13 protein-coding genes are annotated in these 14,081 nt (G+C 70.1%); 6 read left to right on the top strand and 7 right to left on the bottom strand.

Annotated elements, in window-relative coordinates; translation table 11 throughout:
• Window positions 1-76: 76 nt before the first annotated feature.
• From BLW83_RS03665 to BLW83_RS03685, 5 genes are all read right to left on the bottom strand, one after another.
• Entirely contained in the window at window positions 77-1,207 is a 1,131-nt protein-coding gene (locus tag BLW83_RS03665; RefSeq protein ID WP_090845569.1) for a FliM/FliN family flagellar motor switch protein, read from the bottom strand.
• Window positions 1,208-1,274: 67 nt separating this feature from the next.
• A complete protein-coding gene (locus BLW83_RS03670; protein ID WP_090845571.1) occupies window positions 1,275-2,114 on the bottom strand; it encodes an ATP-binding protein in 840 nt (279 codons plus the stop codon).
• Window positions 2,107-2,955, bottom strand: a complete 849-nt coding sequence (gene tatC / locus BLW83_RS03675; protein ID WP_090845572.1) for a twin-arginine translocase subunit TatC — start codon at window positions 2,953-2,955, stop codon at window positions 2,107-2,109. Before tatC ends, BLW83_RS03670 begins: the two co-directional genes overlap by 8 nt.
• Window positions 2,956-2,958: 3 nt before the next feature.
• Window positions 2,959-3,495 carry a Sec-independent protein translocase protein TatB gene (gene tatB, locus BLW83_RS03680; RefSeq protein WP_090845575.1) on the bottom strand — a complete coding sequence of 179 codons (537 nt, stop codon included), beginning with the start codon at window positions 3,493-3,495 and terminating at the stop codon, window positions 2,959-2,961.
• A 24-nt stretch (window positions 3,496-3,519) separates the two neighbouring features.
• Complete coding sequence (locus BLW83_RS03685) at window positions 3,520-3,840, bottom strand: twin-arginine translocase TatA/TatE family subunit (protein ID WP_090845577.1); 321 nt, start codon at window positions 3,838-3,840, stop codon at window positions 3,520-3,522.
• Between the two features lie 217 nt (window positions 3,841-4,057).
• Between BLW83_RS03685 and BLW83_RS03690 the strand changes: the two genes are divergently transcribed.
• Window positions 4,058-4,633, top strand: a complete 576-nt coding sequence (locus tag BLW83_RS03690; RefSeq protein ID WP_090845578.1) for a retropepsin-like aspartic protease family protein — start codon at window positions 4,058-4,060, stop codon at window positions 4,631-4,633.
• A gap of 168 nt (window positions 4,634-4,801) precedes the next feature.
• Here the strand turns inward: BLW83_RS03690 and BLW83_RS03695 are convergent, their stop codons facing one another.
• On the bottom strand, window positions 4,802-5,257 hold the full coding sequence (locus tag BLW83_RS03695) for a DNA polymerase III subunit chi (RefSeq protein ID WP_090845579.1): 456 nt from the start codon (window positions 5,255-5,257) through the stop codon (window positions 4,802-4,804).
• 9 nt (window positions 5,258-5,266) lie between these two features.
• Window positions 5,267-6,883, bottom strand: a complete 1,617-nt coding sequence (locus tag BLW83_RS03700) for a leucyl aminopeptidase (RefSeq protein ID WP_090845581.1) — start codon at window positions 6,881-6,883, stop codon at window positions 5,267-5,269.
• Between the two features lie 158 nt (window positions 6,884-7,041).
• On the opposite strand from BLW83_RS03700, the gene lptF reads away from it, so the two are divergent.
• The 5 genes from lptF to pdxA are packed head-to-tail and all read left to right on the top strand — an operon-like array spanning window position 7,042 to window position 14,068.
• Window positions 7,042-8,178: an LPS export ABC transporter permease LptF gene (gene lptF, locus BLW83_RS03705; protein WP_090845583.1), complete on the top strand. Its 1,137-nt coding sequence runs from the start codon at window positions 7,042-7,044 to the stop codon at window positions 8,176-8,178.
• Window positions 8,175-9,299: an LPS export ABC transporter permease LptG gene (gene lptG, locus BLW83_RS03710; RefSeq protein ID WP_090845963.1), complete on the top strand. Its 1,125-nt coding sequence runs from the start codon at window positions 8,175-8,177 to the stop codon at window positions 9,297-9,299. The genes lptF and lptG overlap by 4 nt, the downstream gene beginning before the upstream one ends.
• Complete coding sequence (locus tag BLW83_RS03715) at window positions 9,296-11,704, top strand: LPS-assembly protein LptD (RefSeq protein ID WP_090845586.1); 2,409 nt, start codon at window positions 9,296-9,298, stop codon at window positions 11,702-11,704. The genes lptG and BLW83_RS03715 overlap by 4 nt, the downstream gene beginning before the upstream one ends.
• Before the next feature lie 28 nt (window positions 11,705-11,732).
• Window positions 11,733-13,082 carry a peptidylprolyl isomerase gene (locus tag BLW83_RS03720; RefSeq protein ID WP_245728603.1) on the top strand — a complete coding sequence of 450 codons (1,350 nt, stop codon included), beginning with the start codon at window positions 11,733-11,735 and terminating at the stop codon, window positions 13,080-13,082.
• Window positions 13,079-14,068 carry a 4-hydroxythreonine-4-phosphate dehydrogenase PdxA gene (gene pdxA / locus BLW83_RS03725; RefSeq protein ID WP_090845590.1) on the top strand — a complete coding sequence of 330 codons (990 nt, stop codon included), beginning with the start codon at window positions 13,079-13,081 and terminating at the stop codon, window positions 14,066-14,068. Before BLW83_RS03720 ends, pdxA begins: the two co-directional genes overlap by 4 nt.
• The last annotated feature ends 13 nt before the right edge of the window (window positions 14,069-14,081 follow it).

Below are 14,081 nucleotides of genomic sequence, written 5' to 3' on the forward strand. Positions count from 1 at the left end.
CACCGGGACGGACCGGCTGCGTCCGACCCACGGCGTTTAGCGGGATATCGGTGGCCACCGCAGCATTGCCATTGGCTTACGCCGATTCCGGCAGCGTTCTATGGCTCGGCCCCGCCCCGTCCACATCATGCGGGACCAGATTCTCATGCACCGCGCGGAACGGGTCCGGGCTGTCCAGGTCGCCCAGCGACAGCCCGTCCGGCCCCACCGTCGCCGCCGATGGCGGGGCGGTTGCCGGATCGGCGACCCCGGCCACGGCAACGTCGGCCCCGGCAAGCAGACGCAGGGCGTGACGGCCGGCCATCTCGCCAAGCTTTCCGCGGAAAAGCACCTGTCCCAGCGCAGTTTCCAAAGTGGCCGCGCCAAGCACATCCGGGGGCAGCGCCACCACGTCGCCGGGGGCCAGCGCGGCCAGTTCCCGCAAAGAGATGCGGCGGCGGCAGAGTATCCCCCTCAGCTCGAAAGGCGCGTCAAGGACCGCATCGGCCAGAGAGCTGGCCCCGGTGCAGTCGTCAGCGGGTTCTGCGTCATTCCCGGGTTCGCAAGGGGATTGCGCCGGGTCCGCCGGCCAAGCGATCACCAGCCGGCCGTTTCTCTGCCCGGCCTCGCCGGCACGCAGCCCGACCGAAAGCAGGTGGAAACCGCCGTCCTCCAGCAGCAGATCGAGCGCCCGCAGATCGTCCAGATGACTGGCATAGCGATAGCCCCGGATCCGGTCCCGTCCCGGCAGCAGCGACGGGTCGGCACCCAGTTCGGCCAGCAGCGCATTGATGAAATCGCTACAGATACTGCCGTCGGTCCGCGTCGGCCGCCGGGATGGCGCGGGGCGCGAGGACACCCGGCCCGCCGTCTGCATTTCGGTGATCGCCGCCAGCAGCTCCGGGCAGATCGCAACGACGCCCAGCGAATCGCCCGGCCCCTCGATCATGGACACCAGCGCGCCTTCGGGCAACAGCTCGCCCAGCTCGGCCAAGGCGGCCTCGCTCCATTGAATCTGGTCGAAAAACAGCGGCATCCGGTGGATTTTGTCCGCCGCCCGTCCGATGGCGCCCGCCACCACCCGTTCCGGAGAACGTGCCCCGGCCCGCGTGGGCATTGCACCTGTCGCCTCGCCGCCTGCGCGCCGGCTGGTTGCTGCGGTGACATGGCGCCACAGCACCGATCTGCCGACCGGCCCCCCGTCCTCAGTCTGTGTTGCGCCCTGCATTCCCTGTCCGAATCACTGGTTACGTCCGGTGAGAATTGCAGAAAACCCTTAAGCTCGGGTTACCGGCTCAGATCGTCAGGCCATTTCGGCCGGCAAGATCGGTAAAGAACTGCCAGGCGACCCGCCCCGAGCGGCCGCCGCGGGTGGCCTGCCACTCGATCGCCTCGGCCCGCAGCTGTTCGGGGTCGATCCTCAGCCCATAGGCGGCGCAATACCCGTCGATCATCGCCAGATATTCGTCCTGCCCGCAGGAATGGAACCCCAGCCACAGCCCGAAACGGTCGGAAAGCGAGACTTTTTCCTCGACCGCCTCGCCGGGATGGATCGCGGTGGCGCGTTCGTTGTCGATCATGTCGCGCGGCATCAGGTGGCGGCGGTTCGAGGTCGCATACAGCACGACATTCGGGGGCCGCCCCGCCAGCCCGCCGTCCAGCACGGCCTTGAGCGATTTATACTGCGCGTCGTCGCTGGAAAACGACAGGTCATCGGCGAACAGCACAAAGCGACGGTCGCTATCGCCCAGCATGGCCAGCAGCCGCCCCACCGAATCAAGATCGTCGCGGGCGATCTCGACCAGCACCAGCGGCAGGCCCTGCACCACGGCCTCGGCATGGACGGCCTTGACGAGGCTGGATTTCCCCATCCCCCGCGCGCCCCACAGCAGCGCGTTGTTGGCGGCATGGCCGCGCGCGAATTGCAGCGTGTTGGCCAGCAGCGTGTCGCGGGCGCGGTCGATGCCGACCAGCTGGTCCAGCGGCACCCGGGCGACGCGGCGGACAGGCTCCAGCCGGTCGGGGGCGGTGTGCCAGACATAGGCGTCGGCCTCGGAAAAGCTGGGGGCGGGCGCGGGCGGCGGCGACAGCCGGTCCAGCGCGTCGGCAATGCGCGTCAGCGCGGCATCAGTCATCGTCAACCCATAGTCCTTCGGCGCGCAGCTGAGCCTCGCGCCGTGTCTCGATCCGTTTCACCAGCTGGATGGCGACCTCGTAAAGCGAATAGATCACCGCAAACAGCACGATCTGGCTGATGACGTCAGGGGGCGTGACCAACGCCGCCAGCACAAGGATCAGCACGATCGCATAGCGGCGCATTGAAATCAGCCCGGCCGCCGAAACCAGCCCCGCCTTGCCCATCAGCGTCAACGCAACCGGCAGCTGGAACGACACCCCGAAGGCAAGAATGAACTTGGTCGTCAGCGCCAGATATTCCGCGATGGACCCCTGGAACACGATGCCCGCCATCTGCGGCTCGGTCACCACGGGGGCGGTCGGATCGTCGGGCAGCACCAGCGGCCCGCTTTGAAAGCCCAGGAAGAAATCGAAGGCCATCGGCAGGATGATGAAATAGGCAAACGCGCCGCCCAGCGCGAACATCACCGGCGATGCGATCAGGAACGGCAGGAACGCCTGTTTTTCCGACCGATACAGCCCCGGCGCGATAAAGCGCCACAGCTGATAGGCGATGACCGGAAAGGCGAGGATGAAGCCGCCGAACATCGCGATGTTCATGGCCAGAAAGAAACCTTCCTGCACCTTGAGCATGATCAGACCGCATTCCTGCCCGCGCCGCGCCAGCGCCCCGCAGACCGGATGGGTCAGCGCGTCAAAGATCGGCTTCCACACGACATAGCACAGGATCGCGGCGATCGAGAAAGCCACGACGGACCAGATCAGCCGCGTGCGCAGCTCGGCCAGATGCTCGATCAGCGGGGCCGAGGAATCTTCGATGTCGTCAGGGCGTTTGGACAAGCCTCAGCTCCGGTCGCTGCGGCGCACGGCGTGCAGCCGGCGGGCCCCCGGCTCGGGGGCATCGTGAAGGGAGGCGGGCGGGCGCGTCGGCCGATCGGGGGCCGCGGGATCCGGGGCTGCCGGCGCCGCGGCTGGGGTGGCGGATGCGGCCGGGGCGACGGAGGCGGCGGTTTCAGCGCCCTCACCGGCGGGGGCCGTCGGCGGCAAGGCTGCGGGGTCGGGCTGCGCCTTGCCGGTATTGCGCGCGGGCTGCATCGGATCCCATTTCTCGAATTTTTCAGCCGCACGGCCCAGGGCATCGACGCCCATCGACCGCGGACTGGTCAGATTCTTGAGATCGCGCAGATCCTTGGTGGCCTCATCCAGGCCGGACGCCTTGGCGGCATCCTCCATCGCCGAGGAAAACTCGCGCGCCATACCGCGGGCCCGCGCCGTAATCCGGCCCAGCGAATGGAACATCGCAGGCAGATCCTTGGGGCCGATGACGATCAACGCCACCACCCCGATCAGCAGAAGCTCGGTCCAGCCGATGTCCAGCATGATGGCCCCTTACGCGCCCGCTGCTCAGGATCGGTTGCCGTCGGTCGGGGTCACGTCGCGCATCGCCTGGGTGCGGGCTGCCTTGGCGGCATCGGCCTCGGCCCGGGCGCGGACGGCGGCGGCTTCCAGCTCGTCGACGGCGGGGTCGGCGGAAATCGCCGCACGCTCGGTGACGGTGTCGACAGCGCGCTCGGCTTCTTCCGAGCCTTCGCGGACGCCGCGCTTGAACGCGGTGATTCCCTTGCCGACCTCACCCATGAGCGAGCTGACCTTGCCCCTGCCGAACAGGACAAGCACCACCACCGCAATCAGTAGAAGGCCCGGAATGCCGATATTGGCTGGCATGAGTCCGTTCTCCCTTTTACCCGGCGCCGTGCTGCCGTCGGACGGCGGGCGATAAACCGGGCGAATTTCACCAGTGCGGCGAACCGCCGCCTCTCGCATATAAGGACATGCGTGCAGGACCGAAAGGGCTTTCACGTTCACAAGCCCTTGGTGCGGGGCCTGCTACTGGCACGGCGGCCCGGCAATGCACAGATGAAATAAACCACAAGGAGCCCGCATGAGCATCGACCCCGCAAGACTGATCTACCTCAGCCTGCTGCTGCTGGCGCTGGGGGCGTTCGTCGTGGTCGAGTTCCGCCGCGACGCCGGCTCGACCATGCGGGCGGTGCTGGCCTGGGGGCTGATCTTTCTTGCGGCGATCGGCGCAGCGGGGCTGTGGCAGGACATCAGCCGCGAGGTGATGCCGCGGCAGGCGATGCTGGATCCCGCGCGAATCGAGGTGCCGCTGGCCCGCGACGGCCATTTCCACCTGACGGCCGAACTGAACGGGACGCCGGTACGGTTCGTCGTGGACACCGGCGCCTCGGCCCTGGCGCTATCGCCGCGCGACGCGCGCCGCGCCGGCGTGGATGTCGGGCAGCTGGTCTATGCCGGGCAGGCGCGGACCGCCAACGGCATCGTGCCGACCGCGACCGTGCGGCTGGACCGCGTGGCCATCGGCGACATCATCGACGAGAACGTGCCCGCCATGGTGATCCAGGCCGACATCGACCGCTCGCTGATGGGGATGGATTATCTGCGCCGCTTTGCCCGCATCAGCTTCGAGGGCGACACCATGATCCTCGAACGCTGAGCCGGCCCGCGGGGCCGCACCGGGGCGCCGCCCCGGACCCCGGGGTATTTTCACCAGAAAGAAGAGCCTCGAAACAAGCGCCGCGCCTCTTTCATCTTGCGCCAAATATCCCGGGGGTCCGGGGGCTGGCCCCCGGACGGGCGGCGACGCAATCGCGGCGCGGCCGGTTCAGCGCTTGCGTTCCCAGCGCCCCCCGGCCTCGGACCAGTATTCCGAGGCGATGCCGGCGCCGGTCAGCGCCCGCCACTGGTCGCGGGCGCGGTCCAGCGCGGGCGGGTCGTTGCCGTCAAAGACGATGCAGACGCGCTGTGCGGCGGTGCATTCCTCGGGCGCCACCGCCGCGCCGTCCAGGGCGATCAGGCACTCGGCCGCCGCCGCGCCGCCGCGGCCCTCGCCGGCCACGGTCAGCAGCACCGGCTGCGCCGCGTCATGCGGCCCGCCCGCCAAGCCGTGGGGCAGGAACCCCTCGGCCAGCCACAGCTCGTCGTCGAGCCGCGCCATGCGGTCGCGATCACTGCCGCGCAGTTCCACCCGCCAGCCGGCCTGGAGCGACTTGCCCAGCAGCAAGGGCACCAGCCGCGCCGCGGGCGAACGGGTCAGGTGATAGAACAGCGCGTTGCCCATCGGCGGTCCTTAGCCGGGCTCGAAACGGTCGCGCACCAGCCGGTCCAGCGTCAGCACCCCCCAGCCGCTCGCGCCCTTGGGGGCCAGGGTGGTTTCCTTGGGCGGCAGCGCCACCCCGGCGATGTCGATATGCGCCCAGGGCGTGCCGTTGCGGATGAAACGTTGCAGGAACTGCGCCGCGGTGATCGAGCCTGCCGCGCGGCCGCCCGTGTTCTTGATGTCGGCCAGCCGCGACTTGATCAGCTCGTCATAGGCGGGGGCGAGCGGCATCCGCCAGATCCCCTCGCCCTCGGCCTCGGCGGCGCGGGTCAGCTCGCCCGCCAGCACGTCGTCGTTGCAAAACAGCCCGGCCTTGTCATGGCCCAACGCCACGATGATCGCGCCGGTCAGCGTGGCGAGGTTGACCACCGCCGCGGGCTGGAAACGGTCCTGCGCATACCAGAGGATGTCAGCCAGCACCATCCGCCCCTCGGCGTCGGTGTTCACCACCTCGATCGTGTCGCCCTTCATCGAGCGCACGATGTCGCCCGGCCTCTGCGCGCGCGCGTCGGGCATGTTCTCGACCAGCCCGACCACGCCGACGACATTGGCCCGCGCCCGGCGCAACGCCAGCGCGCGCATGACGCCGGCGACCACGCCCGCGCCGCCCATGTCCATGGTCATTTCCTCCATCCCCTGCGCGGGCTTGATGGAAATGCCGCCGGTGTCGAAGACCACGCCCTTGCCGACCAGCGCCAGCGGCGCGGCGTCGCCCCCGCCCTGCCAGCGCATCACCACCACCTTGGACGGGCTTTCCGAGCCTTGCCCCACCGCCAGCAGCGCCCGCATCCCCAACCGGGACAGCTCGTCCTCGTCCAGCACCTCGACCTCGAGCCCCAACTCGCACATCGCCAGCAGACGGTCGGCAAAGTCGCTGGTGGTCAGCACGTTGGCGGGTTCGTTGATCAGGTCGCGGGTAAAGAACACCCCCTCGGCCAGCGCCGCGCCGTCCTGGGCGGCGCGGGCCGCCGATTCGGGGTCGCTGCACAGCACGGTCACGCGGGCCTTGTCGGGCTGCGCGGCCACGGCGGGCTGCCCGTCCGCGGCAGGCTTTCCCGGCTGGCCCGAGGCGTCGTTCAGCCGGGCATCGAGCACCGCCCCATGGGTCACCGCCTGTGGTGGCTGGGCCGGGGCATCGCCGCCGGCTTCTGCCTTGCCCTCGTCCTCGCCAGCGGACGAGGTCTTGTAGGTCGAGAAATCATAGCCGCGCAGTGCGATCCCCAGCGTCAACTCGGCGATGCGCGGATGTCCGCCGCACAGCACCGTCACCTCGGCCTTGCCCATGCGGGCGCCGACCGCGGCCCCGGCCTTGCGCGCCGTCGCCACATCGGCGCGGCGCGGCAGGCGCAGCAGCTGCACCGCATCCGCCGCCATCCCCGCCGGAAAGGCGATCTCGAGCGCGCCGCCGGGCTTGACCTCGGCCCATTGCTTCGAGGAAAGCGCGCGGGCCAGGCTCTTGCGGGCCGCGGGCGGCAGCCCCTTGGGCAGCTGGTCGCGGTCACCGATCAACAGGACGACGCGGCCTTGGCGCGCGGCCAGATCGGTATCGGCCTCGGGCATGAAACGGATTTCGACGGGATGGTTCATCGCGGGCGGGCTTTCGTTGCTGGAAAACAGCGCGAGCGTAGCGGCGGGGTTTGCGCTTGACCAGAGCGCGCCGCCCCTGCCGGTCCCGGCGAACCGGGGACGGGCTTTCGCCGGCCCGGCGCAGCCGCTAATCAGGGGCAGACCCGGACAGGACGCCCATGACCCGCATCGACCGATACATGCTGTTGCAGTTCCTGACGCAGTTCGGGTTCTTTGCGCTGGTGCTGGTGTCGGTCTACTGGATCAACCGCGCCGTGCGCCTGTTCGAGCAGCTGATCCAGGACGGGCAGACCGCGCTGGTGGTGCTGGAATTCACCGCCCTGACCCTGCCGCTGGTGATCTCGCTGGTGCTGCCGGTCGCGGCCTTTGCGGCGACGGTCTACGGCACCAACCGATTCGCCTCGGAATCCGAGCTGACGGTGATGAAGGCGGTGGGGCTGTCGCCGTGGCGGCTGGCGCGGGCGCCGCTGGCGTTCGGGCTGATCGTGGCGCTGATGGTGGCGGCGCTGGCGCATGGGCTGGTCCCGGCGGCGCGGGCGCGGCTGGCCGACCGGCAGGCCGACATCGCCGAAAACGTCACCGCCAGCTTTCTGCGCGCCGGCTCGTTCCAGTATCCGGGCGACGGGGTGACCCTGTTCATCGGCAGTATCGCGCCGGACGGGAGGCTGCTGGACCTGTTTCTTGAGGACGCGCGCAGCCCGCTGCGCCAGATCGCCTATACCGCAGAAGAGGCGATGATGCTGCGCACCGACAGCGGCCCGCGGCTGGTGATGCTGCGCGGCATGGTGCAGACGCTTGAAACCGTGGCCGGAGAGCTGCCGCGCCTGTCCACCACCCGGTTTTCCGACCTGACCTATGACATCGGCTCGATGCTGTCGGTGCGCAGCAAGCCGGGGCGCGACCTGCGCGATTATTCCACATGGCGGCTGATGAACCCCGACCCCGCCCTGCTTGAGGCCACCGGCGCCACCCCCGCCCGCGCCCGCGCCGAGGGGCATGAAAGGCTGGCCCAGCCGTTGCTGGCGCCGGTGGGGGCGCTGCTGGGCTTTGCGATGCTGCTGCTGGGCGGGTATTCGCGGTTCGGCGTCTGGCGGCAGGTGATCTGGGCCATCGTCGCGCTGCTGGTCGTCCATATGCTGTCCACCACCGCCGCCAGCCAGGCCGCCAAGGCGCCCGAGCGCTGGCCGCTGCTTTACCTGCCCGCTGTCGTGGGGGCGGCGATGACGCTGGCGGCGCTGTGGCTTGCGGCCCGGACCCGGCGCATCCGCCCGCCAGCCAGGGGGGCCGCGCCGTGATCCTGCAACGCTATGTCGCGCGGCGCTTCCTGCGCCAGTTCCTGCTGGTCACGGCGGTGTTTGTCGCGATCCTGTTCCTGATCGACATCATCGAGCAGATCCGCCGTTTCGGCGGCAATACCGACATCGGGCTGGCCGGGCTGGCCGGGCTGTCGGCCCTGAACATCACCGCCAGCGTCTATACGATTCTGCCGCTGATCACCCTGCTGGCGGGGATCGCGCTGTTTCTGGGGCTGTCGCGTTCGTCCGAGCTGGTGGCGATGCGGGCGGCGGGCCGGTCGGGGCTGCGGGTGCTGGCCGCTCCGGTGATTACCGCGATGCTGCTGGGGGCGGTGCTGGTCAGCATCATGAACCCGATGGTCGCTGCCACGACCAAGCGTTACGATCAGGCGGTGGTCTCGGCACGCGGCAATGCGGCGCAGGCGATCTCGCTGGGGCGGGGCGCGGTCTGGCTGCGGCAGGGCGTGGCGCCGGGCGCGGCGGGCACCGGCAACAAGGGCGGGCAGATCGTGATCCGCGCGGGCCGCGCCAGCCCCGACGCCACCACGCTTTACGACGCCACCTTTATCGTGCTGGACGCGGTCGAGGGGCCGGTGCGGCGCATCGTGGCGCAATCGGCGCGGCTGGAATCAGGTTCCTGGGCGCTGGCGGGGGTCAAGGAATGGCCGCTGCGCAAGCCCAACCCGGAACTGGCGGCCGTGACGCTGCCCGGACTGACCCTGCCGACCGAGCTGACCGCCGACCGCATCCGCGACGGGTTTGGCGCCCCCGACGCGGTGGCGATCTGGCAACTGCCCGAATTCATCGCAGGGCTGGAAAGCGCCGGGTTCACCGCGCTGCGCCACCGGGTCTGGCTGATGATCGAGCTGGCCCGCCCGCTGCTGATGGGCGCCATGGTCATGGTCGCCGCCGTGTTCACCATGCGGCCGATGCGGGGGCGCAAGGCGGGGGTGTTGGTGCTCAGCGCCTTTATCACCGGGGTGGGGCTGTTCTTTCTGCGCAACCTGACGCAGGTGTTGGGCGAAACGGGCGAGATCCCGCCGCTGTTCGCCGCTTTTGTGCCGCCGCTGGTCGCGGCGATGCTGGCGCTGGCCGCCCTGCTGGGGCTGGAGGACGGATGACCGCTGCTCACGTGCCCCGGCCCCGGCCCCTTCCCCTGCCCGGCAAGCCGCTGCCTTGCCCGAATCTGCCCGCCGCGGGGCGGCGCACCCTTGCCTGCGGGGCCGCGCTGCTGGCGCTGGCGGTGGCCGGGACGCCGGCCGTGGCGCAGACATTCGTGCCCGACGCCAGCGGCCGGCAGGGTGCGGCGCTGGCTCCGACCGCGACCACCGGCTATCCGGGAATGCTGGCCGACGGCACCAGCCTGCTGCGCCTGCCGGTGGTGATCGCGCCCGCCGTCCCGTCGTCGCGGGACGATGCAGCCGACGCCGACGCCGACAGCCCCGCCACGCTGCTGGCCGACCGGATCGAGCTGTCTGGCGACCGGGTGCTGACCGCCTCGGGCGGGGTCGTCGTCTGGCATCGCGGCGCGCGGCTGATCGCCGAGCGAGTGATCTATGACGGCGCGGCGGGCACCATGCGCATCGAGGGGCCGATCCACCTGTCCGAACCCGGCAAGACCGGCAGCGACGACGAGGCCGTGCTGATCGCCGATGCCGCGCAGCTGGACGAGGGGCTGCGCGACGGGCTGCTGAGCGGGGCGCGGCTGGTGCTGGCGCGCGAATTGCAGATGGCGGCGGCCGAGGTGCGGCGCAGCGGCAAGGGCCGGATGACCACACTCACGCATGTCGTGGCCTCGTCCTGCCATGTCTGCGCGGAAAACCCGACTCCGCTATGGGAAATCCGCGCCCGCCGCATCATCCACGACGCCGACACCCGCCGCCTGCATTTCGAGCGCGCGCAGTTTCGCGCCTTTGGGCTGCCGCTGGTCACGCTGCCCCGGTTTGCCGCCCCCGACCCGACGGTGGACCGGATGACCGGGTTCCTTACACCCGTGCTGCGGACGACCTCGCGGCTGGGGGTGGGGTTCAAGCTGCCCTATTTCATCACCCTGGGCGACAGCGCCGATGTCACGCTGACCCCCTATCTGTCCGCCAGCCGCACCACCACGCTGGAGCTGCGCTATCGGCAGGCATTCACCAACGGCGCCCTGCAACTGGAAGGCGCGATCAGCCGCGACGATCTTGAGGACGGCACCCGCGGCTATCTGTTCGGCGCCGCCCGCTTTCGCCTGCCGCGCGACTACTGGCTGGGGCTGCAACTGCAATCGGTCAGCGACCGGCCCTATCTGCTGGATTACGACGTCACCGACGCCGACCGGCTATGGAGCGGCGTGACCGTCGACCGAGTGGCCAGCGACCGGCTGGTCGCCGCCCGCATCGGCCGCTATCAGACCTTTCGCGAGGGCGAGGACGACGCCACCTCGCCCTCGCTGGTCGCCGATGCGCTGTGGGAACGGCGTTTCCGCCCCGCCGGGCTGGGAGGCGAGGCCGGGCTGCAATTTTCCATCCATGCGCACCGGCGCAGCTCAAACACCGATGGCGACGACGGGCGCGACATGATGCGCGGCTCGGCCCGGCTGGACTGGCAGCGGGTCGAGATCCTGCCCGGCGGCGTGGTGGGCAGCGTGCAGACCCGCATCGACGCCGATCTTTACCGCATCGGCGACGACAGCCGCTTTGATTCCTCGCAGACGCGGGTCACCCCGATCGCGGCGGTCGAGTTCCGCTGGCCCCTGATCGCACAGAACGCCGGCGTGACCCATACGTTGGAACCGGTGGCGCAATTCGTCTGGTCGCCCGACAGCTCGAACGACAACGCGGTGCCCAACGAGGATTCGATGCTGGTCGAGTTCGACGAGGGCAACCTGTTTTCCATCGACCGCCTGCCGGGCCGCGACGTGGTCGAGGGCGGATTTCGCGCCAATATCGGACTGGGCTGGACCCGGATCGACCCGGCCGGCTGGTCGCTGGGGCTGACGGCAGGGCGGGTGTTGCGGTCGCGCGACGATCCGGCCTTTGATCAGGACGGGCAGATGCTGTCGGGTCGCCGCTCGGACTGGCTGCTGGCGGCAACCTATTCGGGGTCGAACGGGCTGGCGATGGTCAACCGGGCGCTGTTCGACGACGACCTGTCGCTGCAACGCAACGAATTGCGCATCGGCTGGCTGCGCAAGGGGCTGCAACTGTCGGCCGGCTATCTGTGGATCGACGCCGCAACGGAACCCGGGCGCATCGACGACGTGTCGGAACTGACCGCCAGCACCGCCGTGCAACTGGCCCCCGGCTGGCGGCTGAACGCCGAAACCCGCTATGATTTCGCGGCCGACCGCGCCCAAAAGGCCGAGCTGGGGCTGGAATACCGCAACGAATGCGTGACGGTGGATCTGTCGGTGTCGCGCCGGTTCACCTCGTCCGACACGGTGCGGGCGGATACGGATGTGGGTCTGTCGGTGCGCCTGGGCGGTTTCGGCCGCCAGCAGAACAATGGCGCGGGAACTGTGGCGCGGCGCAGCTGTGTGCGCTAGATTGGCGCCAACGATGAATGAGGCAGTGATGCGGCGGATAGCTCAGGCGACGATGATGGCGGTGTTTCTGGGCACGGCGGCGCTGCCGGCGCTGGCCCAGCAGGGGCCGCTGGCCCCGGTCGCCTATGTCAACAACTCGGCCGTCACCCGCTATGAGGTGACGCAGCGTGTCCGCTTCATGCAGATCCTGCGGGCGCCCGATGCCGACCCGGATTCGGCGTTGCAGGCGCTGATCGACGACCGGCTCAAGATGCAGGCGGCCGAGCTGATGGGCATCCGCGTGACCGACCAGGGGCTGGACTCGGGGCTGGCCGAATTCGCGGGCCGCGCCGGTCTGGACACCGCCGGCTTTACCGCCGCCTTGGCGGTCGAGGGCGTCGAGCGTCAGGCATGGCGCGATTTCGTCCGCGTCAGCGTGGCGTGGCGCGAAGTGGTGCGCCAGCGCCTCGTCCCCAATATCAGCGTCAGCGACCGCGAGATCGAGCAAGAGCTGAAACAGGAAATCCAGACCCCCATCGTCACCCAGGTGCTGCTGTCGGAACTGGTGATCCCCGCCCCCCCGGGGCAAGAGGCGCAGGCCCAGGCCATCGCGCAGCGCCTGTCGGAAACCGTGCGCAGCGAAGCGCAGTTCGCCGCCGCCGCCCGCCAGTATTCCGCCGTGCCCACTGCGCCTGAGGGCGGGCGCCTGCCCTGGACCTCGATCGACAACCTCGCCCCCGGCCTGCGCGAGATCCTGCTGCGCGTCCCCGAAGATTCGATCAGCGCGCCGCTGAGCGTGCAGGGGGCGGTGGTGCTGTTCTATCTGCGCGACACCCGCGGACGGCTGCGCGCCGGCGCGGGCGATCAGACCGTGGAATATGTGGAACTGGCGCTGCCCTCGGCGGCCGAGGGCGCGCAGATCCTGTCGGTCGCCGACAGCTGCGATCAGGTCTATGTGCAGGCGAACCGCTTTGCCGGCGACGTGATCCAGCGCCACAGCCTGCCGCTGTCCGCGGTGGCCCTGGACGTGGCGCAGCGCCTCGCCTCGCTCGACGCGAACGAGGGCGCGGTGATCGACTACGGGCGCGGCGCGCGGCTGGTGATGCTGTGCAAGCGCACGCCGACGCTGATCGTCGAACCCGAGATGGCCACCACCCTGCCCGGCCTGCCCACGCCCGCGCGGCGCGAGGACATGCAGCCGCCGCCCTCGGCCGCCGATGCCCCCAGCGCCGAAAACGCCGCCAGCGACGCCGCTGCCGCCGCCGGGCTGTCGCGGGGCGAGCCGCCGCTGCGGTCGCGCGACGAGGTGCGGGCCGCAATCTTCAACCGCAAGGTGAACGCCGCCGCCGAGGCCTATCTGGCCGAGCTGCGCGCCGACGCGCTGATGCGCCGCCCGTGAGCGCAGCGCACCGGCCCCCCGCGCCGCTGATCCTGACCTGCGGCGAGCCCGCCGGCATCGGCCCGGAACTCGCGCCCAAGGCACTGGCGGCAGACGTGCCCTTTGTCTGGATGGGCGATCCGCGCCACCTGCCCGCCGGCACCCACTGGGCCGAGGTCAGCACCCCCGCCGACCCCGCCCCCGCGGGCGCGCTGCCGGTGCTGCGCCACGACTTTCCGGCCCCCAACACCCCCGGCCGCCCCGACCTCACCAATGCGCAGGCGGTAGCCGATGTGATCGCCCGCGCCGCCGCCATGGCGATGGCGGGTCAGGCAGGCGGTATCTGCACCCTGCCGATCAGCAAACAGGCGCTGAAACAGGGCGCGGGCTTTGCCTTTCCGGGCCATACCGAATATCTCGCCGATCTGGCCGGCGGGGTGGATGTGGTGATGATGCTGGCCTCGACCAGCGTGACCCCGCCCTGCCGGGTGGTCCCGGCCACCATCCACATCCCGCTTGAGGATGTGCCCCGGACCCTGACCCCGGCGCTGCTGGAACGCACCATCCGCATCACCCATGCCGGGCTGATCCGCGATTTTGGCATCCCCGCACCGCGGATCGCGGTGGCCGGCCTCAACCCCCACGCGGGCGAGGGCGGCACCATGGGCTGGCAGGAAACCGACTGGATCGCGCCGCTTTGCGAACGTCTGCGGGAACAGGGGCTGGCGGTCTCGGGCCCTCATCCCGCCGATACCATGTTCCACGCCCCCGCCCGCGCCCGCTGGGACGCGGCCATCGCCTGCTACCACGATCAGGGGCTGATCCCGATCAAGACGCTGGACTTTGCCGGCGGCGTCAACGTCACGCTGGGCCTGCCCTTCGTGCGGACCTCGCCCGACCACGGCACCGCCTTCGACATCGCGGGCAGCGGCGCGGCGGACCCGTCCAGCACCATCGCGGCGCTGCGCATGGGCTGGGACATGGCGCGCAAAAGAGCCGCTGCATGAACTTTCTTCCTTG

It is taken from the genome of Paracoccus alkenifer, assembly GCF_900108405.1.
Taxonomy (GTDB): Bacteria; Pseudomonadota; Alphaproteobacteria; order Rhodobacterales; family Rhodobacteraceae; genus Paracoccus; species Paracoccus alkenifer.